The organism is Candidatus Tisiphia endosymbiont of Sialis lutaria, assembly GCF_964026535.1.
Lineage (GTDB): Bacteria > Pseudomonadota > Alphaproteobacteria > Rickettsiales > Rickettsiaceae > Tisiphia.
Genome location: NZ_OZ032153.1, coordinates 1260154 through 1286858 on the forward strand (window position 1 = coordinate 1260154; position 26705 = coordinate 1286858).

Sequence of the window (26705 nt, forward strand, 5' to 3'; positions counted from 1 at the left end):
TGTGAGTGTTCACGGAAAAAAGGTTAAAGTATAAGATGTCATTGCGAGGAGGTTGCCAGACCGACGAAGCAATCCAGGAAAGTAATTAGAAATGGATTGCTTCGTTGACCTTACGGTCTCCTCGCAATGACTTTTGGTGAGCAGGTTTTTTTATTCATCACAAAAAAATCATGAATGCTCACATCTAAACTACAACTGTAGTACTAAGCAGAACAGGTACGACATACTGGATTGCTTCGTCGACCTACGGTCTCCTCGCAATGACGTATAAGCCTATATAGTCAATTCAGGGGAATTTGGGGCTAGGAACGATGGAGCGACGCCTATAAGTAATAGGCGAGCGACAAGTGACAACGTCCACAACTTCTCATCAATTGACTATATGCCTAAGATACCTTATCTATTTGGTATTCTAGTGCTACTTCCTTACCGCAAAAAGCCATAGATATTTTGATGATTTTTTGAACATGGGAGTATTCTTTTATTTTAGCCTCATATCGTTTTTTTGCTATTTGCTCTAGCCCTTCTCTGGCAACAGATTCTAACTCTTCTGGAGACTTGCATATTTTATATTCAATAATAATGGCGTTGTCTTGCTTTCCAGCTCTAGGTATCAACATAATATCAGCCCTACCGCTACCGGTTTCTCTTTCACTGTCTATTATGTAGTCAGAAGCTAAGGTATTAATCAAACCTAGCATAAAACCACTATAAAATAGCTCAGCTTTTTTCTCGCCAGTTTGGTAAAAACTAGTAGCATTTAACAATAATTCTTGCAATCTTTCTTTAAACTGTTCTATTTTACCTGCCGGTAACAAAGTAGCAAAAGAATAATATCGAAAATGATCAATTTGTAACTGATCAGTTACCCATTGGAGCATTCTGGCATTATATATATATCGTACCTCTTTATTTGGTACCGACAATTCGTAAATATCTTCTTCTGGTTTTTTAGCAACAGGGTTTAAATAACCGCTAAATAACAACAAGCTAAATAATCCTACTGGCTTGTTGATATCAGCAAAACTAATTTGTTTGACAATCGGTGAGATAATAGCCTTTCCGGCAGCTAAGCTCTGTAAATCTTCCTGTATTCCATCTGACAATAATGCTTTATCAACAAGAGCCGTCCCCCCACTATCAAGCCAATAATGATCAAGTTTGCCTCTAGTATCTAAGCATAACATAATTGACCATGGATTATAAATTACCTCACCACCAAAACTATAGCCATTATACCAAGCTTTAATTTTTTCAGGACTTGTGTCAAGTGGTACTTTGGTTAATAACTCATCAACTTCTGCTTGAGTGAAACCATAAAATTTAGCAAAATTTTCATCTAGCAGAGTATATTCACGAACATTATTCAAATCCGAAAATAAATTAGCCTTAGCAACCCGTAATATACCAGTAATTACGCCTTTTTCTAAATAAGGATTAGTTTTTAAACTACTGCCAAACATCCCGCGGAATATTTTTAGTACATCATCAAATTCTTTTAATTTATCACCAAATTCAATATACGAACTATTGATCGGTGTGTCATATTCATCGATCAATATGTAAACTTTTTGACCAAAATGTTTGTACAGTACTTCACTCAAAACCCGTAAACTATCTTTTAAGTCTTCCTTATCAAGCTTTCCTGTAAAATATCGATTTAACTTTTCCTTTTGTGCCTCATCTAGTAAATTTTCATCTGTTGTTATATAACGCTTTAAGTATCGATGGTTTGTAAATAAATTAGTTACTTGATTTTTTATCCCATTTTCAATTTCTTGGTAGTTACTGCCTTTAACATCCTTAAAATTTATGGAAATAACTGGAAATTGACCTTGTTGAGTCATGGCATATTCATTACTGTTAATCTTTAAAGGCTTTAAAGTCCTTTTTCCTTTAATACCTAAATTGATTTCCCCACCGATAAAGAGAATGCGATTAACCCTATCTTCTGTAGGTAAAGGAACGCCATTTTGATCCACCTCTATCTCAAAAAATTTCTGTAGCATGTTCATATTCAAGCTCTTACCCCATCGTCTTGGTCTGGTGATCAATATAACCTTACCACTATCTTCCAATAATTCTTTGATCATTAGACTTTTATCAACAAAGACATCACTATTAACTAGCAAGTCATAGAATTCATCGGTACCTATCCTCATTCTTGGTGGTTTATTGTTATCTTTAACAATATTAGTTTTTTTGGTTGATATATTATCAAAAAATTCTACTTTCATATTAAAAATTATTATAAACTTTATTAGGAAATAATAACACAAACAAGCTAGCATAGCCAGTAGATTACGTAAAATAAATTTCTTATATCACATGTAAGATTTTTTAAATTATTGCCCCAATTAATTATAAATAGTAGAGAAAATTCAAAATAAAAAAATAGACCTCTTGCATAACCTAATCTAATTGGTAATTTTGTTGTCAAAATAAGAACTATCTTCTGCACTTAATGGTACTTCTGAAAATAACTCAGAATTATTTGATAATGAATGTTGGTCAAACTTTGTTTCTTCAGAAGTTGTGAAATTATCTATACATTTGAATAGTTGCATTAGAATGTCTATCTTACTATTTTCAGCATTCACCTCATAATAAGGTATCCTTACTGTCGTATAACCTAGTATGTTTAAAAAGAGAGTATTAATTTCTGTTGCGGCATTATGTTGCTTACCATTGCCAATAAAATGAGAAGGTCCATCTATCTGTATTACTAATTTTTCATTATTTTCAAACACAACACATATATCTACTCTAGTAGCTAATTCTGGTATCCAGTATTCTGAACAGATTTTTGTTGGTGTGCCTTTATATTTATTAGCAATAACCTTAAACATAGATTCTTGTAAATTTGATGTCATCGGATTTAATGGATTCGAATTTATTATTTCGCTAATACTTTTATACTTCTCTTCCTCTAATAATTGATCATTAAATAATGCTTGCAACAAATTTGTTCCTGTCCAAATTTGTATAACCCCTTCTATAGACAACTGATTAAAGTCAAGTTTGTTTATTGCATCTCGTAAGACTTTCACTGTTGATAGGTAATTATTTTGTGTTAACGCAGAGAGTATAGTAAGAGAATAAATACTGTTAGTTAGTTCTTGTGTAGTAAATTCATTGATTTTACCAATAGTCGCTACCTGCCAAACTTCCCATAACTCTGTTGAAGGTTGTATTTTTAGTTGACTTAAAGCATACATACTATTAGCTAAATTTTGACTATTGAAGGTTGTTATTGCTTTACAGCCGCTTCCTGCCAAGCTTCCAAGAATTTTGCTGAAAGTTGAACCCCTAATTGACTCAAAGCATATATACTATTAGCTAAATTTTGGCTGTTAAAGGTCTGTATCTGCTTTACAGCCGCTTCTTGCCAAACTTCCAAGAATTTTTCTAAAGATTGATCCTCTAATTGACTCACAGCATAGATAGCATTAGCCAGACCTTGGGCATTAAATTTGTCAATTTTATTGATAGCCGCCTTTTCCCAATTTTCCAAAAAATTCTTTAAAGGTTGTACCTTTAATGAACTAAAAGTATAGATAATATTAGTTAGATCTTGTGTATTAAATTCGTCAATTTTATTGATAGCCGCCTTTTCCCAATTTTCCAAAAAATCCTCTGAAGGCGGCACTTTTAATTTACCCAAAGCGCAGATAATAACAGCCAAATTTTGGCTACTAAAGTTTTGCATCTGCTTTACAGCTGCTTCCGGCCAAACTTTCAATAAATTGTCTAAAGATTGTTCCTCTAATTGACCTAAAGTATAGATAATACTAGTTAGCTCTTGTGCATTAAATTTATCGATTTTACTTATAACAACCTTCTCCCAACTATTTAAAAAGTTCTTTGAAGGCTGTACCTTTAATTGAGTAAAAGCATAGATAGCATTAGTCAGTCCTTGTGTATTAAATTCGTTAATTTTATTGATAGCCACCGCCTCCCAATTTTCCAAAAAATTCGTTGAAGGTGGTAGCTTTAATTTACCAAAAGCACAGATAATATTAACCAGTCCTTGTGTATTAAATTTGTCAATTTTATTGATAGCCACCTTCTCCCAACTATTCAAAAAGTTCTTTAAAGGCTGTAGCTTTAATTTACCAAAACCATAGATAATATTAACCAATCCCTGGGCATTAAAATCATTGATTTTATTTATAGCCTCTATCTGCAAGACTTTCGAAAATTCTTTTGAAGGCTGTAGCTTTAATTTACCAAAAGCATTCATACTAATAGCCAATTCTTGGCTTTTAAAGCATTTTATCTTATTTATAGCCTCTTTTTGCCAACATTCCAAAAATTCTTGTGAAGGTTGCCTGTCTTTTAATTGACTAAAAGCATGAACACTATTAGCCAGTCCTTGTGGGGTAAATTGGTAGATTTTTCTTATAGCTGCTTCTTCCCAACTCTTCAGAAATTTTTTTGAGGAATTGATCTCGCAAGATTCTGAAGTATTTGCTTGTTCAGATACTAATTGGGACAATGATGCGGTACTAGAATCTCCGCATACACTAGAGCTAGAGTGTGCTGTGGCTTGAGATGAAGCATCTCCTTCAACTCCTTGTGCATCAGCGAGTTTTGCAAGAGATTTATTCAAATATGCATCTAACTTACAGAAACCAGACAAAGAATTGACTGATTCTTGTGCCTTAAAATCGTTCATTTTATTTATGGTCGCTATTTTCCAAACTTCCAAGAATTCTATTAAAAGAGTTCTACTGGAATTATCTAAATAATTGGTTCTATAAAACTCTGAGGCACTCGCATTTGAGTGTTCATCTACTAAATTAACACTCGGCTCGTTCACCTCTTGTTTATTGTCGTCCATATTATTTAAATCATTCGAGTATAACTTGCTTAAAGCATAAATACTGTTAGCCAAATTTTGGTTATTAAAGTTTCCTATTTGCTTTACAGCCTCTCTCTGCCAAACTTCCAAAAATTCTTTTGAAGGGTGTATATTTAATGTGCCAAAAGCATAAATACTATTAGACAGTTCTTGAGGGGTAAATTCTTCTATGTACTGGATAGCTGTATAGAACCAGTCCTCCAAAAATTCTACAGATGGTTTGAAACCACGCTTGCTAAATATAGTAATTATCGTACTAAGCCCACAAGCGTTAAAACCATATTTATAACCATCTGCTTGATCCCACATAATGTTCTTTGCTCTGTCCTGAGCTAACTTCAAATTATTAACATCTGTAATATTTTTTAAGGTCTGACATAATTTGATTGACCCCATCTTAGCATATGGGTTAAAATTTGTACTAGAGTTCTGATTCTTGCTAGTCTCAGGAGGCTGCTTATTAAATTTGCTCATTGATAATACCTTATTGGAATTTTAAAACTGTACTTGAATCTTTTACAGCAACCTAATTAACCTGAATTCGATATAACAAGTTATTCCAAATTCGGTTATATCTATAATATAACAGATTTTTTTGCTCCACTAATAGCTGTTTTCATTATTTTTGCGATATTGCTTATTTTTTCATTTCCTAACTTAGTAATTATAGTCAATTCAGGGGAATTGGGTAGCAGGAACGATGGAGCAACGCCTATAAGTAATAGGCGAGCATTGAGCGACGACATCACCAACTTCCCATCAATTGACTATACTATTCTTGAACAAATTAATAATAGAGTACATTGTTATATAACACCCATCATAAATTTAGACCGATCCATTTTTTATAGGATAAAATAAAAATATTTTAATAAAAAATTACTTGACTATTTAAAGCAGGTTATATTTAATTATAATTGTAACTATTAAGGGTAAAAACGTCATTGCGAGGAGTGCGAAAACCGCACGACGAAGCAATCCAGGAAAGTAATTAGAAATAGATTGCTTCGACCATTACATGGATAGGGGTTACAGCTACAACTGTTGAAAGTTAGAAGGTAAAGCGGGTTTTAGATAGGTTTTCTGTCATTGCGAGACCACGCAAGTAGGTCGTGGCAATCCATCTTTGGTTACTTTTATGGATTGCTTCGTCGACCTAAGGTCTTTCTCGCAATGACGTTGACCACATACGATTTTTAAACTATCCGGTCTAAAACCGCTTCCTCTTCTAACTTTCAACAGTTGTGGGGTTACAGCTACCTTTTATTTTGATAGATTGGCAAAAGAATGTGGCGGTTATCCTCTAAGTCATAGGAGCATAGCTGTTTATAAGGGTTTAGCTAGTTAGTAAAAAACAATTATTTGAGTCAATTATGAGTAAATTTATTCAAGCGGATGGAAGAGTTATTTATACTCAGACTAGCTTAACGCAAGATCAGAAAAAAGCTGTTGGGTTACTTTCTATAGGAACGTTTCTTGAGTACTTTGATTTAATGCTATATATCCATATGGCAGTACTCCTTAATGAATTATTCTTTCCTAAATACGACCCTTTTACAACCTCTTTGCTTTCCGCTGCTGCTTTTTCTTCTACTTACATACTTAGACCTTTTGGAGCGTTATTGTTTGGCTTTATTGGTGATTATATCGGTAGAAAAATTGTAGTGATTATCACTACTTTTTTAATGGGTATTTCGTGTGTTGTTATTGCAACTTTGCCGACTTATTCTCAAATAGGGATTACTGCTTCTTGGGTACTTATAGCGTGTCGTATGATACAAGGTTTGGCGGCAACTGCTGAAGCACGTGGAGCAGAAATTTATTTAACAGAAAGTTCTAATCCACCTATTCAATACTCCTTAGTTGCTTTAATAACTGTATTTTCAGCTATAGGAACTACAGCGGCACTAGGAGTTGCATCAATTTTTACTAGTACACATATTTATCAAAATGAATCTAGCTGGCGTATAGCATTTTGGGTAGGAGCAGGAATTGCCTTAGTTGGTTCTGTTGCTAGAACTAGTTTAAAGGAAGCCACTGAATTTATGGATAAAAAAACTAAGTTAAAACATAGGCTTATAGATAATGGTATTGAGTTTAAAGAGGTGGATAAAGAGTTTATTGATCAACACGTACCAATTTTGACTTCAATTGCATATTTTTTTATCCAATGTGCTAGACCCCCATGCTTCTATTTTGTTTATATATATTGTGGAGATATATTAAAGCAAAAATGTGGTTTTTCAGCTAATCAGGTCATTAGCCAAAACTTCTTGGTATCTTTAATAGACTTATTTGGAATAATTATGCTTGCTTATATTAGTTATATAATACATCCCTTAAAGATACTTAAAGCAAAGCTCTATTTATTCTTTGCCTCAGTTATTTCATTCCCTATAGTATTGTCATATACTCATAATTCAACTTATGTATTTATTTTTCAATGTTTAGCTGCTTTATTTGTATTTGACCATGTACCTGCAGCACCAATATTTTATAAATATTTTCCTGTCTTTAGAAGGTTTACGTATACTAGTTTTTTAAGTGCTATAGCAAAATTACTCACTTATTTTATAACATCGTTTGGTTTAGTATTTACTACAAAGTATTTAGATTATTGGGGATTATTTTTAATTCTTGTACCGGTGGGCATAGCTTTTTTCATAGGAGTGTCTTATTTTGAAAAAATGGAATGCCAGAAAGTTTAAACGGTTTGTTAAAAATAAAAAGATTATCGGAAGTTTGTTTTAATGTTGGTTTGTTCATACAACATTTGTCATATAAAATTTCACAGAGCCATGGCATTTCTACTATTTCACATATAACTAGGAAATGTTGTAAAGTTTCCTTAATTATCTTTTTAGCTTTTTCCTGAGATTTAGCACTAATAGTCTGTATATTATGAAGTCGATCAAAAAGCTTAATTATCAAGGTATCATATTTTTTTTGTTGATATAATAATTTCATTATTTCAGCTGAGCTAATCTTACATCCATCTTCTTTTATCCTTGTAAGATCCATAACCTGACTAGCAACCTGTTCTCCAAAAATGCTTGCAATCATACTTTTGGAAAGTTCTGTATCCTCTATAGTATCTTGCAGTATGCTAGTAACAATAATATCAGTTCTAAAAAGATAATCAGAAGTCATATACGCTACCTCTATTGGATGCGAATAATAAGGTTCACCTGATTGTCGCATTTGACTATACTACTAATAAATGAAGGGTTGCAAAGATAGGAGAGATATTATAGAGTATATGATATTATGAGCAAGAATGTATTGACAGAAGAACAAAGAGAAAAATTGAAGGAACGTCATAAAACAGAACGAGACGGAAGGATACGTGATCGTATTAAGGCAGTTTTGATGTATGACGATGGGTATAGTAATGTAGAGATTGCTAAGGTACTACTCCTGAGCCACGAAGCGATAAGAAAACATATTGTTGATTATCAAAAAGCCAATAAGCTTAATACCAACAATGGAGGTAGCACAAGCAAATTAAATGATGTTGAGCAGGCAGAATTAGTGAATCACCTAGAAGCAAATAATTATGTTTATGCTAAAGATATCATGCATTACATTGAGAACAAATATGGTGTGACATATACGATAACGGGAGTAACAAAATTACTATACAAACTGGGTTTTGTTTACAAGAAGCCGAAAGTAGTACCAGCTAAGCTGGATTTTGACAAGCAAGAATTATTTAAGTTAAACTACAGTTTACTAAAAGGGAATCTCAGAGATAAGGAAGCCATATATTTTATGGACGGTGTTCATCCTCAGTATCAAGCAAAGGCAAGGTGCGGTTGGATAAGAAAGAACCAAGATAAGACCTTACCAACATTCAGTGGCTGGAGAAGAAAGCACATGATTGGTGCTATTAACCTAGTTAATTTACAGTTAGTAAGCACAGAGAACCCCAAAATAAATGGGGAGCAGATAGTTAATTTCCTACAGAGATTGGAAGAGGAGAATAGTGAGAAGGAAAGAATATATTTAATCTGTGACAATGCCAGTTACCACAAATCCAAGAAAGTTAAGGAATACCTAGTAAATACTAAAATAGAGCTAGTATTTTTGCCACCATATAGTCCAAATCTTAACCCAATTGAGAGATTATGGAAGTTTATGCACAGTATTACAACTAATAATAAATTTTATCATAATTTCGAACAATTTTCGGAAGCAATAAACAAATTTTTTAGCAACATCGGCAATTATAAAGATAGGTTACGTACCTTAATAAATGATAATTTCCAAACTATTACCGTTAACCATTTCTGCAACTCTTCAGGTTAATTGAGTATACCATGGTATTTTTTTGCATAATAAATAGCTTTTTTGACTTCTTTAATATCTATTGGTCGGTTTACTTCCTGGTTCATCTGCATTAGTTTAGTTAGTAACCTATCAGCATATTTACAATTTTCGTATTTGACTTCCCAATCATTAATATCTTCCATTTAAGTATCCATTCCATTATTTTAATAATAAAGTAAATAATAACTAAAAATAAAAATTCTTGCAATAGTTTATTATATATTAGTTTAAAAAAAAGAGTGGTTTTTATACTTTGCTATATTTAACTCACCTTACGCATAAACCCCATGACAATTTAAAAATTCCGGAACAAGTACAAAACGTCATTGCGAGCGAACGTACGTGAGCGTGGCAATCCACATATAGATTGCTTCGTCGCCCACTAAAGTGGTTTCTCGCAATGACGCTGATGCAATGACGCCAAGCTATTTTCTATATGACTTTTAAATGCCATGCGTAAGGTGAGTATTTAAGTTACATCCCGTTACAATGCCATTATATCAAAATTATCCAATAGATGATTGGACTTCCCCATTAACTCATAATAATCTTCGCATGGGATTATTGCGCTCTCAGTTCTGTCCAAATAGCCTCTTATATAACCATGATACTTTATTTCCTTAAATAATATTAGGGATTCAGCACTTTTATTTTTATATATTTCCGCCGCCATTAACCTAGCATCCTTTGAAGGGTCTTTTAATTCATAAATTTTTCCTGTTTTTCCTTTTAAAAATTTTATCCCTGCGGCACCTTTGTCGTTCTTAGCAAAACCCTTTTCTAAAATAGTTTGCCATCTAGTATATTCATCGTCATTAAGTTGTTCTTTTAATGTAGGGCTAATAATTGCATATAAATTATGTAATACATTAGTTGCCTCTGAAGACTTAATAGGGGTTGTTTCATTAATATACCACCCAGGCGATTGGTATAGATCGAGACTCCCATGTAAAGACTTTTGTTTTATCTCTTGAAAGTATTGATGTATTGCATTTGGCTCTCCAGTATTACATGCTTCAATAAGATCAGGCATATTATAATAATATTTTACTGAACTTTGTTGCCTTAATTCTGGTATTGTTGATGTATTTTCTGAGTTTACTACTGCTGCATTTGCTGTAGGTAAATCTTGCACTACTGGTGGTAAAGTTGCTACTAATGACTGAGATTCTATTGATAATGATTCATATTGATTAATAAGGTTTAAAGCAGCAGTTAGTATCGTTTGGTGAAATAAGTATGTTAGATTATTGGGATCATATTCTCGAGCTAAGTTGATATATTCTAAAGCCGTCTTATAAGTAGAGGGGGATGAATACATTATAGATAGTTCTAGAAGTAGCTTAGGTATCTCGTCAGAAGGAAGTTGTTTTAGAATATCAGCGAGTCTATAATATAGTTTGTGTAAGTTGTAAAAGAAATCATTAAGAGGTACTGTAAAAAAACAACTTATAAAAAGGAAAGATATGTCAGAAAAAATAGAAAAGAAGTTTCTAGAACTAAACGCTAATCATATAAGTAATGAATTAGTAGAAGAATTATTATCAAAAGCCGATCCATCTAAATTGTTTGGTAGAGAAGGATTATTTCAACAACTAAAAAAGCAAATAGTTGAAAAAATATTAGAAAGTGAACTAGAGCATGAATTAGGTTATTCAAAGCATAGTAAAATGCCGAAAGTAGATAATAATCGTCGTAATGGTAGCTATGAAAAGACAATAATTGATGATGATGGTAGGAAGGTTACTCTGGAAGTACCAAGAGATCGAGAAGGAGAGTTTGTTCCGAAATTAATACCTAAAGGGCTGAGAAGATTCAGTGGATTTGACGATAAAGTTATCTCACTTTATGGTCGAGGAATGACAGTCAGTGAAATTCGAGGTCATTTGGAAGAAATATATCAAACTGAGGTTTCCGGTGATTTAATATCGACAATAACCGATGGAGTAATAGACGAAGTAACTAGGTGGCAAAATCGAGGTTTAGATAAGGTTTATCCAATATTATACTTAGACTGTATTCACGTTAAGTCTAGGGATAACCAGGTAGTGATAAATAAAGCAGTATATTTAGCGATTGCTGTTAATATAGAAGGAAAGAAGGAGTTGCTGGGTATTTGGGTAGGAAAAAATGAAGGTGCTAAATTCTGGATGCAAGTAGTTACTGAGTTAAAAAATCGAGGAGTAGAACAAATTTATGTTGCTTGTGTTGATGGTCTAAAAGGTTTTCCGGAAGCGATAAGTAGCATATTTCCTGCGACTATAGTACAGTTATGTATAGTTCATATGGTTCGCAATTCAGTGAAGTATGTCTCATATAAGGATTTAAAGGAGGTGACCACAGATTTGAAGCAAATTTATACAGCAAATAATGAAGAAATGGCAAGTCTAAAACTTCAACAATTTAGTTCAAAATGGGACAAAAAATACCCAGTAATTTCTGATATTTGGCAACGTAATTGGTGTGGGATAATCCCATTTTTTGCTTTTCCTGAGGAAATAAGAAAGGTAATTTATACAACAAATACCATTGAATCTGTCAACCGTCAAATTAGAAAAATCATCAAAAATAAGGGGGTGTTTCCAGATGATAAATCAATTCAGAAAATAATATTTTTAGCTCTGCAAAATGCATCTAAAAAATGGACTATGCCCATAAAAGATTGGTCATTAGCTTTGAATCAATTTGAAATACTTTGTGGTGATTTTAAATATGATTTATTGGAATGTAAAAAATAGAACTTACACAAAATAAATGATTGACTCATATCAGCATTAAAATTTATACTTCCGCATAAAATTTGTGTTTTTATTTGTTCTGTTAAAGAACAAGTATTTTTAAATTCTTTGTCACGCAGTATCTCCTTTAATATTATTTGCTTGTAATATTGGGTTTGTGCTTTGTTATCTGAGTATATAGCATGATTAAAGGCAGTAATTACTACAGATGCTTTCTCCTGATAAGAAAGATGTATAATAGATGATTTTGGAGGATATATTGCATTATTAATGATTTTGTCTATTATTAAAAGGTGAGGTACTGAATCCTTATGTTCTTCAGCTAGAGTTCGTGATTTGTCCTTATCATCCAACCCTGAATAGATACCGTATAACTCTAGAAAAGTATCTTTACAATTTGGATTTTTTTCATAATATCTCTTGAAGCATATCTCAGCATCTGGTAAATTACCTAGAGCCTTACTTATTATTCCTAAGTTCCAATAATGATTCATAATAAATTCAGATAAATCAGACTTTTTATCCAATGGGTCTAATTTTGATGAATCTTCTTGTGCATCTTTAATGAGTTGACATGTAATATTTAAAAAATCATATGCTTCTTTTATATTACCAGTATTAATCAGAAATTCTGTTATCTTCTGAGAGAGGGCCATTGATTTCTTAAAATATGGCTGATTAACAATAGCATTTAAGATATCTGTAGTTATAGATTTAATAATGTTAGTGTAATCAAAAAATATTTCTATTATAAAACTATTTTGATCGATTGATGCTATTAGTTCTAGAAATGACTCTATTATCTTATGTGAAGGTATAGGTTTTCCTATCTTGTATAAATATAATATACCACTAGCTTTAGTGTAAGCTGCCCAAGCAATTTGAGTAGTCTTAATATTATCATCACATTGTATCTTTATCTGTACACGTTTTCCTGGTATTTGATAGATAATGCCTGGAGTTTTGTTATTAGCTGGTACCCAAATATCTTTAATGCCAAAAATATCTTTAATATTTTTAGCAATATTCTTATCGTAATCTCTGTATACTCCGTTCTTTTCCTCTCGTGAAAGGCATAAATTACAAAGCAAGGCTGGCATTGTAAGTTTTTCATACTCCTTTAGTATATTTTTTCCAAATATTTTTACTATATCATCAATTGGACCATATCGACAAAGACGCTCTAAGAATTCTTGGTGTTTAGGAGTAAATTTCTTAACCGTAAAATCTTTCTCTTTATATTGTGCAATAAGTAACAGAGAATCCAAAGGATTCTTTAATTCTGAACTTGGTATTATTTGCAGTTTTTTTTCTTTTGACATGAAATGTTCTTTTTTTGGCTATATAATTTTTATGCCGTATTAAACGGGCTGTTATTTTATGTCGCACATTATATCAACTGTAATTATTAATGCAAATATTATTTTTATAAAGCGATTATTTTATAATCTCAATTTGTAAATTGATACCATTTATTGTAGATATTGATGCAATTTATTGCCATTTTTCTTAAGCCATAATCTAGCCAACTTATAATCAGGATAGAGTTTTGCCACTAAATGCCAGAAATGTTTACTGTGATTCATTTCCATTATATGACATATTTCATGTACCACTAAGTATTTTAGTATTTTTTTTGGAGCAAAAATAAGTCGCCAATTAAAAGTAAGTTCAGCATAACTGGAACAACTTCCCCATTTGTTCTTATTATTTGTAATTTTTATTGTACTAAAGTTTATATTATATTCTTTACCCAGAAGAGTAGCCAGGTTTATTGCTTCTAGTAACAGTCTATCTTTCAAGAATTTTATTAAGGTACTCTTATGTTGAGAAGGTGGGGAATATATCTGAATAATATCCTCTGCCATTTGCACTTTATTATAATCTGCATCAATATGTAGTAATGAGTATATTCTGTCAAAGACTGTTATAGTATTATTATCTATGGGTTCTTGTTTTGAAACATCTGATAATTTTCGCCTAATCCAAGATTCTTTTTCTAGTAAAAATTTATATCCTGTATTAAAATTTTTATTAGGCAGAACTAGTTCAACTCCTTTATGGTTTATTCTAATTGCAATGCGTTTAGCTTTATTACTACATCTTATTGGAATGTCAATATCATGACCGAGCTTATTTAAAGTAATAAAATTTGGTATTAGTTGCGGTTGATTATTCATATTTAAGATATAGTCAATTGATGAGAAGTTGGTGACGTTGTCACTCGTCGCTCGCCTATTACTTATAGGCGTCGCTCCATCGCTCCTAGCACCAACTCCTCCTGAATTGACTATATATAGTTAATTCAAGGGAGGATAGTGAGCGATGATAAGTTGGTCATCCCTGCTTAACTCAATGTCATATATGGACGAGTGAATTTGTCAACAAATAAAATAAAAAAATAGAGCCACAAAGGAAGCGGTCATTCCCGCTTTGGTACGAAATCTAGCCCCCTGCTTACGCAGGGGTAACACTGAGTCGAACAGGGGACAATTTATGGATTGCTTCGGATGTTTACACCACAACTGTTGAAAGTTAGAAGAGGAAGAGGTTTTAGACCGAATAGTTTAAAAGTCGTATGTGGTCAACGTCTATTAGCGAGAAAGACCGCAGGTCGACGAAGCAATCCATAAAAGTAACCAAAGATGGATTGCCACGACCTACTTGCGTGGTCTCGCAATGACAGAAAACCTATCTAAAACCCGCTTCCTCTTCTAACTTTCAACAGTTGTGAGGTTTACACCTCCTCGCAATCTGATGTATCCCCACGAAATTGTTGCAAAATAACACGAGTTGCCAATTAATTGATTTTAGTAAACCCTAGACTTCACAAGGTTTGAAGAACATTTAATCAGGTCAAAAAATGCAATAAATTCTTAAAATTAGAAATTTTTTAAAATACATAGCGTTTTGATTATACTTTTCACGTGTCAAATAGTTCGTAAACTGCTTGACATCTAGGTTTTATGAGCTAACTTAATTGGCAACTCGCGTAAAATAGCAAGAATTTCGTGGGGATACATCAGCTCGCAATGACGTTTTTATGCTGTTTTATACTTATAGAATAAAAATTGTAGGGTGTTATGATAAGTAATAGGCAAGCATTGAACGATAACACCCCCAACTTCTCATCAATTGCCTATACTAAGTTAACAAAATTCTTAGTTAACTTAGTGGAGTAACAAAATTTCTATAGTAAGAAGAAATGGTTGTATTAATCACTTATTTACAATACATTTTGATAAAATCTCATATGCCTGATCTGGCGTTAGGCTTAATATTTCTGGTAATTTTTTTAAACATTGCATAAACATCTTAGAGTCTTTTTTATAAAGCTCAACAAATTGATTATTATTAGGATCAATTTTGTTAAGCATTTGCGGGGTTTTAGTGTAGAACTCAAAAAGAGTACACCCATCATTATAGTTCATAATGGCTAATAATTGTGCCATAGCTCGAGACGTTTGGAAATGCTGCCAATCTATAGGAGTGTTCCACTTTCCTCCCCAAACACTAAAACCATTTTCAGCGAAAAGATCAATTATTACTTCACTCATCCCAGGTCTAATATTGGTTCGATTGAGATAACTTGATCCTTCTGAAGGTTTTACAGTAACAAGCCCTGCTTGACTTATGTCACTTGGAATAGAAATATAAGGATTTTGAATTGGATTAATGTCAATCGCAAGACCGTATGAATGTACTGAAGGTAAACCGCCTCCTGTAATTTCACGACAACTGAAACTAGAACTATTGTTATCTGCCATACTTCTGTCATCATCACCATCATAATCTTCAATAGTACGTGCTTTAGCAATAGGGTATTTTAAATCATATATTTTTTTCAAAATGGCGACAACATGCTCAGAAACAGCATCAAAAACAACTAGTTTTCCATCATGATGTATTACAGAATTAAAATCATAATAAGGGAATTTAATAACTCTCAATCGATTTAGAGCAACTGGACATCCATCATGCCACACTTTTTTCTTGATCATCTCTTGTTTCGATGATTCAGATAAAGGTTCTATGGTAAAATCAGCAGCATTTACTTGAGATATATTTATAAAAAAAATATATAATAATAACAATCTATACATAATAGTATCAAAAATTAGTTAATGTATCTTGAGAGTATCCTAACCCAATAAAAGAGTCAAGCACTTATTGTTATCGACAGATTTTGATAATTAAAATTGTGCTTTAAGTAAAAATATATTATTAAGGAAGAAGCAAAGCTTATGCAGCAGTTGGAGCCGATGGTTTTTTTGCACCAGGCTTAGCAAGTAGACTTCTTGCATAACCTAATGCAAGAATTGGAGAAATCGGCAACTGAAGTTTCAACATGTATAGATATAGTCAATTAACCTGAATTAGCGCCGAATAAGCACCCATCGTGCTGTCTATTAGCGAGGAGACGTAAGCCTCCGAAGCAATCCATTTTAATCGTTTTTTGGATTGCTTTGTCGCCACTAAAGTGGCTCCTCGCAATGACGCTGAGGCTAAATACTAATCGGATTTATAACGTTGCTAATTCAAATTAATTGACTATACAAATAAAAAGACGTAATACAGAGGATTAGTACATTTATGGATAACAAAAAAGATACTACCATAAAAGATAAAAAAGAAAAGCCAGAAGAAATAGGTGGTTTTAAAGGTCAAGAACCAACTATCCATGGAGATTGGCAGCATAAAGGCAGGGTAACTGATTTTTAATGCTGCAATTGTAAATTAATTTATGCCAAGTTTTCATCAAATCAAACTCCTACCATATAATGCCCAAGAATTATTTCACTTAGTTCTTGACGTAAAGTCATATCCTGAATTCTTACCATGGTGTAGGGCTGCTAGAATCATCTCAGAAAATGAGAATCAAATTATAGCTGAGTTAGTAATTCAGTTAAAAGGTTTTTCAGACAATTATCAATCAAGAATTATCTACTCAAATGATTTAAATAAGCAGAGATACTCCATTGAAGTCGAGGCAATCTCCGGACCATTTAAATATTTAAAAAATTTATGGCAATTTTCTCAAGAAGATACTGGTAGTAAAGTAGAGTTCTTTATTGATTTCAAAATGAAGTTTGCCATAGTTGACAAATTAGTTGGTATATTTTTTACTGATGCTACTGAAAAAATGGTCGATGCATTTGAAAAAAGAGCCGATACTATGTTGAGTAAGGTGGGTTCTAACAATTCTTGAAATCACTATAGTCAATTGATGAGAAATGGATTGCCACGCCACCTACGGTGGCTCGCAACGACGACTTTTCTACTTTATTTTCTTAAACTAACGCCTATGTGCAATGACGTGTATGCAACCCAAGCGTCATTGCGAGAAGGCGTAAGCCCACAACTGTTGAAAGTTAGAAGGTAAAGCGGGTTTTAGATAGGTTTTCTGTCATTGCGAGACCACGTAGTGGTCGTGGCAATCCATCTTTGGTTACTTTTATGGATTGCTTCGTCGACCTAAGGTCTTTCTCGCAATGACGTTGACCACATACGATTTTTAAACTATCCGGTCTAAAACCGCTTCCTCTTCTAACTTTCAACAGTTGTGGCGTAAGCCGACGAAGCAATCCACTATTCATTGCCTCCTTGTTCTCGCTATCTAAATTTCTTGGCAACAAATAACATTAGTATCGGAGCAGATATGAAGATAGAAGAATATGTACCAACTATTATCCCAAAAAATACTAATAAGCTAAAGCTATGAATAGCTTCTCCACCAAATATTACTAAAGCTAGGTTTGCCAACAAGGTTGTCACAACTGTTAAAATGGTTCTAGACAAAGTCTCATTAATACTCTGATTAATAATTTGTGGCATTGTTTTCTGATATGATTTCTGTAAGTTTTCTCTAATTCTATCATAGATAACTACTGAATCATTGACAGAATAACCTATTATGGTAAGAATAGCCGCTATGGAAGTTAGATTGAAGTCTAACCTCATCACACTCATAAAACCTAAACTTAGTATGGCATCATGTAGCAAAGCTATCAGTATACCAAGCCCAAAATACCACTCGAATCTAGCCCAAGTATAAGCCATGATGGCAAGAAAAGAAAGAATTAGAGCCGTTATTCCTGATTTTATCAAATGAGTTCCAACTTGTGGACCAACAAAATCTACTTTACGATATTCAAATTTATAAGGAAATTGGTTGCTTAAAGTCAATTTGATCAGCTCAATATTGTGCATTAAAGTGTCTTCACTATTGCTACCAACTCGTATCGACAAATCATTCTGGTTACCAAAATTTTGCAATACTACTTCACCAATCTTAAGGTTATTAAGTACTTCACGCATTTTGGTTAAATCAGGCGATTGATCAAGCCGTACTTCTATAACAATTCCACCAGAAAAATCAATACCAAAATTAAATTTATAAATTCCTATCCATATAATGCTCACAAGAGACAAAATAATGGACATCGTATAGCTTACTTTTTTAAATCTGATAAAATCAAAATTAACTTGCTCAGGTAATAGTCTTAACGGATATAATTTCATTATTAAATATCTTTAATTTATATACCTAAAGCTTGCCTGTACAATTCTAAGATTGCATCTTGTTCAGCCAGCTTATTTCTATCAAGTTTTTTTAGTTTTAACACAGACTTCATAGCCTTGGTATCAAAACCACTGGAGCTAGCCGCATCAAATACATCTTTTATTGCTTCAGATAATTCAGCTTTTTCTTGTTCAAGCCCTTCTATTTGATTTATATATTGTTCTAATTGTTCTTTAGCTATCACTTCTGTCATAAAATTAAATTTTTTTGTTTATCAAGACATCATAATTATACCATATATTTAGTTAACCCTTCTCAGTTTACCTATAGTATATATTATTTTTATTAGCCACTAAGTAATTTATAGATAATTTTGCTATAAATGCTAGAAAAATCTTTAAAATGCACTCGATTAGCACTTATCCATAGTAAATTTTTGTCTATTAGCGAGACCACTGTATGGTTGTGACAATACATTTCTACTTATTTTGGATTGCTTCGTCATAGCAAAGCTATTCCTCGCAATGACGTTTGAGAAAAGTGCTTCGTCATTGCGAGCTGATGTATCCCCACGAAATTGTTGCAAAATAGCAAGAATTGATAGAATATCATCATTATTTAATGATGAGATAGTAGGTTATGGATGTAAAAACAGTATTAAATGAAGTAATAAAAGAACATTGTCCTTTTATACATAATAATCGTTTAAATACGTTACTTGATGTTGCAGAAGGCTTGACAGTAAAAGATAAAAAGATTTATTCGTATTTTACCCTTGGGAAATTTATTATTGAATTTAATTATTTGCATGCCATAAAACCATTGGTAGAATCCCTGGCATCTATTATAAAGACGGAGCTTTGTCGTGCTTAATTTCGTGGGGATACATCACAACTGTTGAAAGTTAGAAGAGGAAGCGGTTTTAGACCGGATAGTTTAAAAGTCGTATGTGGTCAACGTCATTGCGAGAAAGACCGTAGGTCGACGAAGCAATCCATAAAAGTAACCAAAGATGGATTGCCACGACCACTACGTGGTCTCGCAATGACAGAAAACCTATCTAAAACCCGCTTTACCTTCTAACTTTCAACAGTTGTGGGGGATACATCAGCTTGCAATGACGCTTAGTAGTCAGCTTTTTTACTCATCATAAGGAAATAAATAAAAAATTGTAGAGTACTATGATAATTGATCATTGGAGTTAAAATTATGAAAATTTCTCGTCTTCATAGAATATATAGCAATATCAAACTAATTAAAAATTATTCGTTAAATCTTGCAGAAGACCATAGCCACTACCTTAAAACAGTATTAAGGTTAAAAATTGGTGATCATTTTAGAATCTTTAACGGTATAGATGGTGAGTTTATAGCCCAAATTACCGATATAACAAAAAATAATTTACATGTTGAACTTACTAATATTTTAAGAAAAACAATAATCGAACCTGAGCTTACTTTAGGGATATCGATTATTAAAAGTGATAGAATGTTAGATGCCATAGATATGGCTGTACAGCTTGGGGTGACAAAAATTATTCCATTAATTACAGAAAGGTCTCAATTTCGTAATGTTAATAATCAAAAATTGATGAAATGTATTATTGAATCTACAGAACAATCCGAACGTTTGACCCCGCCCATTCTTATGCCATTAACATCACTTAGTCTTTTCCTCGATCAGAACCTAAATAATTCTATAATATATGCTAATGAAAATGAAGATGAAAATAATACATTATTAAAAATAATGCCTACATCATACTCAAATATTTCAGTTATTGTCGGTCCAGAAGGAGGTTTTTCACCGAATGAACTTAAGATACTTTCATTGAGACCTAATAGTTTATCAATAAGTCTAGGAGCGAATGTTTTGCGAACTGAAACTGCCGTAGCAGCGTGTCTAGCACAAATTAAATTATTTACCCAGTTTCCTAGCCAAATATAAAAAAGATAGCTTTAATTATACAGGATAATGATAGCACAAATATTAGCCCCACTAAGTATAAAATTACAAACCAAAGCCATTGTTTGCATTTCTGAGAAATAAAAATTTTTCTCAATTTACTAATACATTGGGTGATGAGTTGATTTTCCACGGAATATATAATAACAATAAATTGTATAACCTAATATTATCGGTAAAAGTAACGCAGCTCCTACCAACATTAGAGATTGTGATTCGGCTATTGCTGCCGATTGCCATAAAGATATTTGATATGGTACGGTAAAAGGCCAAATGCTTAAAATTAGCCCTAAATAGCCCAGAGTAAAAAGTAAAACTGAGTAACAAAAAGGTTGGTATTCTTTATTTTTATAAAGAGTGGTGAATAACATAAATAAGGTAAAAATAGTTAAAATAGGAATGAATGAGAGATATGCAAAATTAGGCATAGTAAACCAAAATATACGAATTCTCTCGTTTAAAAATGGTACCCATAAACTTACTAATCCCATAAATAACATAACATAAATTAATACATATGCTGCAGATTTACGAGCCCATATTTGCGTATCTTTGTCAGTTTTCATGATAAGCCAAGTACAACCAAGTAGGGCATAACCAAATACCAGAGCAATACCGGTCATCAGAGAAAAAGGGGTGAGCCAATCAAAAGCATCGCCAGCAAATACCCTGCCATCCACTTTAATGCCTTGGATAAAAGCTCCCAGCATAATTCCCTGAAATAAGGCGGCAATGATAGAACCAAAATGGAAAGAATAATCCCATATGTAACGATCCTTTGGAGTGGCTTTAAATCTAAACTCAAAAGCTACCCCGCGAAAAATTAAGCCCAAAAGCATTGCAATAATTGGTATATAGAAGGCTGACATCAAAATTGCATAAGCCAGTGGGAACGCAACAAATAATCCACCACCACCTAAAACTAACCAAGTTTCATTACCATCCCAAAATGGTGCTATGGAATTCATCATTTTATTGCGGCAATCTTGAGTAGGAGCAAATGGAAATAATATACCAACCCCCAGATCAAAACCATCTAGTAATACATACAGAAATATTGCTATGACAATTAGTCCACCCCAAACTAAAGGTAAATCTATATAGGGGGCAAAGTTAAGCATGGTTGTTGTTCTCATCAATTGACTATAACAGCTATTATACCTGAATTTTAGAGCCTATGCTACCTTTATCTTGTGTTAAAATTTTACTCAGAAATAACCATTTCATAAACTATAATCCCATTATCATGTAGCTTACCATGCATATTCATTGCTCTAGAAACTAACTCATACCAACAATTTTGTGGCAGCTTATTACCACTTGACTGGTAACCACATATCACTAAATGATCTTCTGCCCTGGTCATTGCCACATAAAGTAGTCTGATATATTCTTGTAAGTCTTTTTGTTGTTCCTGTTCCTTGAGAGCTTTAAAAAATTCTGGGCTATTAGATGATTGGGGGACAGAGAACACCTTACCATCTTGATCCCAAATAAATTTATTGCTGTTAGTTGGCACTGAGCTAGTATCACACAGGATAACAATCGGTGCTTGTAGCCCTTTAGAAGCATGAACAGTCATGACTTTTATCTTACTTGACGATTCTAAGTTTCTTTTAACATCAATTTTGTTATTTTCAAACCAATAAACAAAGCTTTGCAGCGAGCTATCTATATTATTAGCATAATTTATACTTAAATATATCAATTCATTTATTACATCATTACTATCAAATCCATTAGATTCAACTAGAATTTTTCTAATATCCCAACAATCGACAATCAATGAGAAAAAATTCCCACAATTGGCAACTTTGTATAGTTGTAGAAAATAACATAGTTTATTATATATATTTGTATATTCTGGTATATTTTGCAGATATTCCCATATAGAATTCTTGCCACGAGAAACTGCAAGCAACTGTAGTTCTTGTTCATTCATGCCGATTATTGGGGATTTTAATAGACCAATCAAATTCAAATCGTCTTGAGGTAGTAGCACAAATTTTGCTATGGCTATTAAGTCTAATACTGACAAACTTTTATCTAAAGTGATTCGGTCAACATCTTCTACTTGCAAACCATGTTGCTTAAGACAATTAATAACTTCAAAAACCAACTCATCTCTCTTACGTACCAAAATCATAAAATCTGATTCTTTAACTTCGGAATTAGTGGCATGTAAGATTCTTTGGCTTGCTATCTGACTTTTTATAAAATTAGCAATTTGTTCCGCAAGTACTTGCTGAGCAGATTTGGATTTATTATGCTCTTCTGGTAAGGGCCAAAATAATTTAGTCTCTTTCTCTCCTCTAACTAGTGGCCAGAGTTCTACTATACCTTTATCATTTTGACGAAATGGTAAAATTTTAGGATTCTCAGAGGTAAATAATTGAGGGGTAGTGTTTTTAATTTGTTGTAAAATTAGATAGACAATATCGATAATTTTTTCAGTAGACCTATATGACCATTCAAGAGTAATATTTTTGAAATTTTTATTTGCCTCAGAGAATTTTTTACATAAATTTGCATTAACAGAATTAAAAGAGCTAAGATTTGCTCCTTGGAAGCTAAAAATCGACTGTTTTTCATCACCCACAACAAAAATAGTACTCTTTTTATGCTTAGTGGTAGAATAAAACTCTGCTATAATTGCAGTGATAATGCTCCATTGTTCAGGGCTAGTATCTTGTGCTTCATCAACAAGCAAATGCTCAATTCCACCATCAAGTTTATATGACACCCAATTTTTGGTAGTATCATCTGTTAATAATAATTGTGTCAAATAAATTAAATCATCATAATCCAGTAAGCTGTTCTCAGTTTTATAGGACTCATATTTATCAAGAAAAATTTTTGCCAAATTACACAACAAATTTGAATAATTTTCCATATCTTGCATTTTAGTTTGCTGCCCTAACTGAAAAACTTTTTCTTGAATATATTCAAGTTCATTCAATAATTTTGGATAGTTTGTTGCTATAGATTTAGACAGCATATTCTTACGCTTAGTACCTTCTTTAGTAAGAAAAAATAGTTGAATTTCTTGATCTAGGTTAATAGCTATTGAGTATTTTGCCAGTAATTGCCGAGCATGGCTATAAAGTTCTGATAATTGCTCAGGAACATAAGAATTAATAGTTTGATGTTCTTTGTAATCCACTTGCTTGGCAAATAGTTTCTTAAACTTAATCTTTTGCTGGATTATTTCAGAAAAAATATCATTGATGGTTACTTCATGGAAGTTTGTCAAAAAGAAACTAATCAGCTCATTATAAGTTGGATCTAAATAGATTTGGTTTCTTATTTTGTTAATAACCCCTTGTGCTGTAATATCATCAAGAATCTGAAATTCTGGATTGATACTCGATTCCAAAGGAAATAATTTAATCATCTTTTGACAAAAAGCATGAATAGTATAAATGTTAATTCCATCTTCAGAGTTTAGTAGTCTGTAATATAAAGTCTTGGTATATTGCACCTCACTTTCTAAAGGCTCCCTAGTAAGTAATAAACTTAACTCTTTCGTCAATTTAGCAGTTCCATCTACAGCAAATTTAGCAAGCTTATTTCTAATTCTACTCTGCATTTCAAGGGCAGCTGCATTAGTGAAAGTTAGGCATAAAATTTTGTTAAATGCCACCCCTTCAATCAGCAATCTGAGTACTCTATCTGTTAAAATTTTGGTTTTGCCTGTACCGGCTGAGGCAGAAACCCAAACAGAATATTGGGGATCTGATGCTTGTTGTTGTAATTCATTCATTTTATAAAAAGAGTCCTACTATTTAAAGCAAAAATATACAGCTCTTTTATTTTTCTTTTGCCCATAAATCCATATCATATTGTTTGCAATACTCAAACATAGATACAGTATTAGGATAATTTATGCCAAACTCCTTTACTTGCGGTTTACCAAAAAATTTATAATTAGATAAGTCTTTTGCTTTACATGATGCTTTAGCTCCTTGAGTATATAAGTAACTCACTTGAGCCACATTTTTACGATTATCCCTATATAAATAATGATATATGCTATAAGCCTTCTTGTAGGATTCTATAGCTGCTTTTATGTTATCTTGAGCAAATAAAATATTACCTTGGACTACGTAACTTGCTGCTAAATCTGGATCTTCCGAATAATCTGCATTTTTAGGATTTCTACGTTCATCGGCTAAAAATATGGAGATAGCCTTATTAACATGATCTGAGGCTTGCTCTAGCTTACCTAATCCTAATTCACTACTTGCCATTTGGGTGTAAATACGACCTAATATTTCAGGAGGTGCTTTTTGGGAAGATTTACACAAATTGTATAATTTCTCAACTTGAATATATGCTTTTGGGTATTCTTTAAGATAATTTAATAGTTCTACTTTAAGTAAATAAGGATTAACAAGAAATAGGTCATCAGGACTTAGTCCATTTTTAATGGATATTTCTATAATTTTATTAGTTTGCTCCAATGATTCAGTATAGTTCTCTTGTACAAATAATAATTTTGCTCTAGCACTATGTATATATCCTAAGTCACTTTTATCTGCTAAACCTTCATTAAACATTTGTTCTATAATTTTAATGTTTTTTTCTGCTTCTTGAATCTGTCCTAATGCAATATTACATATTGCTAAACTATAAAATAAAGTCCATTTAAAAGATTCATAACCTTTCACATTATCAAATATTTCTTTCGCTCTTATAAAATATTTTATTGCCATCTTATAATTAGAATAGCCCCTATGATACCCACCTATTGCTTGTACATAACTTGCATATGCACATTTTTCATCATTATTCGACCATAAATTAAATTTTCCTTCCTGATCAGCCTTATTAAACCAATTAACCTTTTTTTCTGCATTATAATAATCAAGAGAATTGTGATATTGAAGCATTATTTGAAAATTAAGCTCCATAAGTTTATATATATTTGAATTATATTTCTCTGAATTTTTTAAAATTATCTCAAGATTTTCTTGGATAGTTTTAGCATTTCTAAAAATGCGAGCTTGTAATACACTTTTTGGTATACAATTTATTAATTTGGTAATGATATCCTCTAAATAAGCTTTATTACCTTCGCTACAATTAATCTCAGCTATTTTCTCAGCAATAACATCGTGCATTTCAAAGATCGGATTATTTTCATTAGAATCAATGTTAGATATTAAGGCAAATTTAGACAATTGATAAAGATCATCATTCAATGTACTTTGATCATCAGTAATAATTTTTAAAAATTCTTTCGAGAAACCTTGATTATTTATTAAGGCTATTTTATTTAGTAATTTTTTAGCACTTGGCTTTAATTCATTGATAGTTAACATAATGTTCAATTGAATTTTATCTGCTGCTCGTTGGGTTTTTTTCTTATATTCTGTTATATCTAAACCTTGTACATTATTTAATAATTGTACACCTTGTGCTATCAGGATAGGATAGCCAGCAAATTCTTTGCTCAAGAATTTTACTATTTTTGGATCATTGTTTTCTAGAATATTATTAGCAAGTGTAATCGCATCACTTTTTGTAAAGGCAGTCATTTTAATTATATTAGGTAATCTTTCACTATCTTGGGAGCAAAATATAACATGCCCGTTATTTTCCCAATCAACAAATTCTTGAACTTTTTTATTTTCACTGACTTTCAGATTATCAAATATCAATAACCATTTATCTTGATTCGATAAATAGCTTATTACTTCTTGTTGTACTAACCTCATATCTTCTGATACTAGATTAGATTTAGCAGTACTATTAATAGCTTGAGCTAGCTTTAGAAACTCTTGATTAATATCTAAATTACAGTCAATAAACCATATGAGTTTATAATTATTTTGATTCTCATGAGAGTACATTCTAGCAAGTTGGGTTTTCCCCATACCACTAGTTCCTATAATACTTGCTTGTCGATGTTTATCTAAATTATGTTTGAGTAGCTTTAGTTGTTTAGTATGATCGACAAAATAAGTAACTGGTGCAACAAAATTAGATACCTGGTTAGATATTTGTTGTTGAGCTAATGAATTAAGAGGCATTATAAATATCAGTAGTAATATAAAATATTTACTCATTTCTTTTGCTATTTATAAGTTATATAGTTGCCTCACAATTTATTTAACTATACTCTTTGATTATTGTCAACTATTGATTCTACGGTTGCATATTATTTGGTATAGACATTCAATATTTCTTTTGGTACAATAGGAGGCTGCTTACAATAGACCTTATATCTTGAAAATGTGATATAAGGTCTAATAACTAAAAGTAATTCTATATTTGGTTAACG

At 32.2% G+C, this 26705-nt stretch carries 21 protein-coding genes and 1 pseudogene; 8 read left to right on the forward strand and 14 right to left on the reverse strand.

The genetic code is table 11. The annotated features are described in order from the left end of the window. Positions 1 to 386: 386 nt before the first annotated feature. From AAGD20_RS06100 to AAGD20_RS06110, 3 genes are all read right to left on the reverse strand, one after another. Positions 387 to 2237 (reverse strand): AAA family ATPase, encoded by a 1851-nt coding sequence (locus tag AAGD20_RS06100; RefSeq protein WP_341748816.1) that lies wholly within the window; start codon positions 2235 to 2237, stop codon positions 387 to 389. A gap of 180 nt (positions 2238 to 2417) precedes the next feature. Then, positions 2418 to 3218 carry an RAP domain-containing protein gene (locus tag AAGD20_RS06105; protein WP_341748817.1) on the reverse strand — a complete coding sequence of 267 codons (801 nt, stop codon included), beginning with the start codon at positions 3216 to 3218 and terminating at the stop codon, positions 2418 to 2420. A gap of 32 nt (positions 3219 to 3250) precedes the next feature. Continuing rightward, entirely contained in the window at positions 3251 to 5338 is a 2088-nt protein-coding gene (locus AAGD20_RS06110; RefSeq protein WP_341748818.1) for a hypothetical protein, read from the reverse strand. A 210-nt stretch (positions 5339 to 5548) separates the two neighbouring features. Between AAGD20_RS06110 and AAGD20_RS06115 the strand changes: the two genes are divergently transcribed. Beyond that, positions 5549 to 5725, forward strand: a complete 177-nt coding sequence (locus tag AAGD20_RS06115) for a hypothetical protein (protein ID WP_410520900.1) — start codon at positions 5549 to 5551, stop codon at positions 5723 to 5725. A gap of 512 nt (positions 5726 to 6237) precedes the next feature. Continuing rightward, positions 6238 to 7572, forward strand: a complete 1335-nt coding sequence (locus tag AAGD20_RS06120) for an MFS transporter (protein WP_341748820.1) — start codon at positions 6238 to 6240, stop codon at positions 7570 to 7572. Here the strand turns inward: AAGD20_RS06120 and AAGD20_RS06125 are convergent. Further along, positions 7526 to 8068: pseudogene (locus tag AAGD20_RS06125) on the reverse strand (HD domain-containing protein); the annotation flags it as partial. The gene AAGD20_RS06120 and the pseudogene AAGD20_RS06125 overlap by 47 nt on opposite strands. 63 nt (positions 8069 to 8131) lie before the next feature. On the opposite strand from AAGD20_RS06125, the gene AAGD20_RS06130 reads away from it, so the two are divergent. After that, positions 8132 to 9172 carry an IS630 family transposase gene (locus AAGD20_RS06130; RefSeq protein ID WP_341748821.1) on the forward strand — a complete coding sequence of 347 codons (1041 nt, stop codon included), beginning with the start codon at positions 8132 to 8134 and terminating at the stop codon, positions 9170 to 9172. Here AAGD20_RS06130 and AAGD20_RS06135 read toward each other — a convergent pair. Beyond that, positions 9169 to 9336 (reverse strand): guanosine polyphosphate pyrophosphohydrolase, encoded by a 168-nt coding sequence (locus tag AAGD20_RS06135; RefSeq protein ID WP_341748822.1) that lies wholly within the window; start codon positions 9334 to 9336, stop codon positions 9169 to 9171. The two genes, AAGD20_RS06130 and AAGD20_RS06135, sit on opposite strands and share 4 nt — an antisense overlap. A 341-nt stretch (positions 9337 to 9677) precedes the next feature. Further along, on the reverse strand, positions 9678 to 10514 hold the full coding sequence (locus AAGD20_RS06140) for a hypothetical protein (protein ID WP_341748823.1): 837 nt from the start codon (positions 10512 to 10514) through the stop codon (positions 9678 to 9680). 145 nt (positions 10515 to 10659) lie between these two features. Here AAGD20_RS06140 and AAGD20_RS06145 point away from each other — a divergent pair, with 145 nt between their 5' ends. Next, a complete protein-coding gene (locus tag AAGD20_RS06145; protein ID WP_341748721.1) occupies positions 10660 to 11931 on the forward strand; it encodes an IS256 family transposase in 1272 nt (423 codons plus the stop codon). Here AAGD20_RS06145 and AAGD20_RS06150 read toward each other — a convergent pair. The 3 genes from AAGD20_RS06150 to AAGD20_RS06165 all read right to left on the reverse strand — a co-directional run bounded on the left by AAGD20_RS06150 (position 11874) and on the right by AAGD20_RS06165 (position 16034). After that, complete coding sequence (locus AAGD20_RS06150; protein ID WP_341748824.1) at positions 11874 to 13253, reverse strand: hypothetical protein; 1380 nt, start codon at positions 13251 to 13253, stop codon at positions 11874 to 11876. The two genes, AAGD20_RS06145 and AAGD20_RS06150, sit on opposite strands and share 58 nt — an antisense overlap. Before the next feature lie 150 nt (positions 13254 to 13403). Then, positions 13404 to 14111, reverse strand: coding sequence for a SprT family zinc-dependent metalloprotease (locus AAGD20_RS06155; protein WP_341748825.1), 708 nt, complete (start codon positions 14109 to 14111; stop codon positions 13404 to 13406). Positions 14112 to 15149: 1038 nt separating this feature from the next. Then, complete coding sequence (locus AAGD20_RS06165) at positions 15150 to 16034, reverse strand: M15 family metallopeptidase (protein WP_341748826.1); 885 nt, start codon at positions 16032 to 16034, stop codon at positions 15150 to 15152. A 490-nt stretch (positions 16035 to 16524) separates the two neighbouring features. Here AAGD20_RS06165 and AAGD20_RS06170 point away from each other — a divergent pair, with 490 nt between their 5' ends. Both AAGD20_RS06170 and AAGD20_RS06175 read left to right on the forward strand, forming a co-directional pair. After that, on the forward strand, positions 16525 to 16653 hold the full coding sequence (locus tag AAGD20_RS06170; protein WP_094649133.1) for a DUF1674 domain-containing protein: 129 nt from the start codon (positions 16525 to 16527) through the stop codon (positions 16651 to 16653). 22 nt (positions 16654 to 16675) lie between these two features. Further along, positions 16676 to 17140 (forward strand): type II toxin-antitoxin system RatA family toxin, encoded by a 465-nt coding sequence (locus AAGD20_RS06175; protein WP_094649132.1) that lies wholly within the window; start codon positions 16676 to 16678, stop codon positions 17138 to 17140. Between the two features lie 404 nt (positions 17141 to 17544). On the opposite strand, the gene secF is transcribed toward AAGD20_RS06175, so the two are convergent. Beyond that, positions 17545 to 18453: a protein translocase subunit SecF gene (secF, locus tag AAGD20_RS06180; protein ID WP_341748827.1), complete on the reverse strand. Its 909-nt coding sequence runs from the start codon at positions 18451 to 18453 to the stop codon at positions 17545 to 17547. A gap of 17 nt (positions 18454 to 18470) precedes the next feature. Continuing rightward, positions 18471 to 18707 carry a DUF2312 domain-containing protein gene (locus tag AAGD20_RS06185; protein ID WP_094649130.1) on the reverse strand — a complete coding sequence of 79 codons (237 nt, stop codon included), beginning with the start codon at positions 18705 to 18707 and terminating at the stop codon, positions 18471 to 18473. 386 nt (positions 18708 to 19093) lie between these two features. Between AAGD20_RS06185 and AAGD20_RS06190 the strand changes: the two genes are divergently transcribed. Together AAGD20_RS06190 and AAGD20_RS06195 are read left to right on the forward strand one after the other, a co-directional pair. Further along, on the forward strand, positions 19094 to 19327 hold the full coding sequence (locus AAGD20_RS06190) for a hypothetical protein (RefSeq protein ID WP_341748828.1): 234 nt from the start codon (positions 19094 to 19096) through the stop codon (positions 19325 to 19327). A 336-nt stretch (positions 19328 to 19663) separates the two neighbouring features. Beyond that, positions 19664 to 20401, forward strand: a complete 738-nt coding sequence (locus AAGD20_RS06195; RefSeq protein ID WP_341748829.1) for a 16S rRNA (uracil(1498)-N(3))-methyltransferase — start codon at positions 19664 to 19666, stop codon at positions 20399 to 20401. 119 nt (positions 20402 to 20520) lie between these two features. On the opposite strand, the gene cydB is transcribed toward AAGD20_RS06195, so the two are convergent. From cydB to AAGD20_RS06210, 3 genes are all read right to left on the reverse strand, one after another. Next, on the reverse strand, positions 20521 to 21540 hold the full coding sequence (gene cydB / locus AAGD20_RS06200) for a cytochrome d ubiquinol oxidase subunit II (RefSeq protein WP_341749476.1): 1020 nt from the start codon (positions 21538 to 21540) through the stop codon (positions 20521 to 20523). A gap of 83 nt (positions 21541 to 21623) precedes the next feature. Continuing rightward, positions 21624 to 24182, reverse strand: a complete 2559-nt coding sequence (locus tag AAGD20_RS06205; RefSeq protein ID WP_341748830.1) for a UvrD-helicase domain-containing protein — start codon at positions 24180 to 24182, stop codon at positions 21624 to 21626. 46 nt (positions 24183 to 24228) lie between these two features. Next, positions 24229 to 26490, reverse strand: coding sequence for a tetratricopeptide repeat protein (locus tag AAGD20_RS06210; protein WP_341748831.1), 2262 nt, complete (start codon positions 26488 to 26490; stop codon positions 24229 to 24231). Positions 26491 to 26705: the final 215 nt, after the last annotated feature.

Coding starts and splice junctions, on each gene's coding strand:
- AAGD20_RS06155 (WP_341748825.1), bottom strand. CDS start 14,111: ATGAATAATCAACCGCAACTAATACCAAATTTTATTACTTTAAATAAG.
- AAGD20_RS06110 (WP_341748818.1), bottom strand. CDS start 5,338: ATGAGCAAATTTAATAAGCAGCCTCCTGAGACTAGCAAGAATCAGAAC.
- AAGD20_RS06105 (WP_341748817.1), bottom strand. CDS start 3,218: ATGTATGCTTTAAGTCAACTAAAAATACAACCTTCAACAGAGTTATGG.
- AAGD20_RS06190 (WP_341748828.1), top strand. CDS start 19,094: ATGGATGTAAAAACAGTATTAAATGAAGTAATAAAAGAACATTGTCCT.
- AAGD20_RS06120 (WP_341748820.1), top strand. CDS start 6,238: ATGAGTAAATTTATTCAAGCGGATGGAAGAGTTATTTATACTCAGACT.
- AAGD20_RS06145 (WP_341748721.1), top strand. CDS start 10,660: ATGTCAGAAAAAATAGAAAAGAAGTTTCTAGAACTAAACGCTAATCAT.
- AAGD20_RS06150 (WP_341748824.1), bottom strand. CDS start 13,253: ATGTCAAAAGAAAAAAAACTGCAAATAATACCAAGTTCAGAATTAAAG.
- AAGD20_RS06205 (WP_341748830.1), bottom strand. CDS start 24,182: ATGAATGAATTACAACAACAAGCATCAGATCCCCAATATTCTGTTTGG.
- AAGD20_RS06130 (WP_341748821.1), top strand. CDS start 8,132: ATGAGCAAGAATGTATTGACAGAAGAACAAAGAGAAAAATTGAAGGAA.
- cydB (WP_341749476.1), bottom strand. CDS start 21,540: ATGCTTAACTTTGCCCCCTATATAGATTTACCTTTAGTTTGGGGTGGA.
- AAGD20_RS06185 (WP_094649130.1), bottom strand. CDS start 18,707: ATGACAGAAGTGATAGCTAAAGAACAATTAGAACAATATATAAATCAA.
- AAGD20_RS06195 (WP_341748829.1), top strand. CDS start 19,664: ATGAAAATTTCTCGTCTTCATAGAATATATAGCAATATCAAACTAATT.
- secF (WP_341748827.1), bottom strand. CDS start 18,453: ATGAAATTATATCCGTTAAGACTATTACCTGAGCAAGTTAATTTTGAT.
- AAGD20_RS06170 (WP_094649133.1), top strand. CDS start 16,525: ATGGATAACAAAAAAGATACTACCATAAAAGATAAAAAAGAAAAGCCA.
- AAGD20_RS06210 (WP_341748831.1), bottom strand. CDS start 26,490: ATGAGTAAATATTTTATATTACTACTGATATTTATAATGCCTCTTAAT.
- AAGD20_RS06165 (WP_341748826.1), bottom strand. CDS start 16,034: ATGTATAGATTGTTATTATTATATATTTTTTTTATAAATATATCTCAA.
- AAGD20_RS06135 (WP_341748822.1), bottom strand. CDS start 9,336: ATGGAAGATATTAATGATTGGGAAGTCAAATACGAAAATTGTAAATAT.
- AAGD20_RS06140 (WP_341748823.1), bottom strand. CDS start 10,514: ATGTATTCATCCCCCTCTACTTATAAGACGGCTTTAGAATATATCAAC.
- AAGD20_RS06100 (WP_341748816.1), bottom strand. CDS start 2,237: ATGAAAGTAGAATTTTTTGATAATATATCAACCAAAAAAACTAATATT.
- AAGD20_RS06175 (WP_094649132.1), top strand. CDS start 16,676: ATGCCAAGTTTTCATCAAATCAAACTCCTACCATATAATGCCCAAGAA.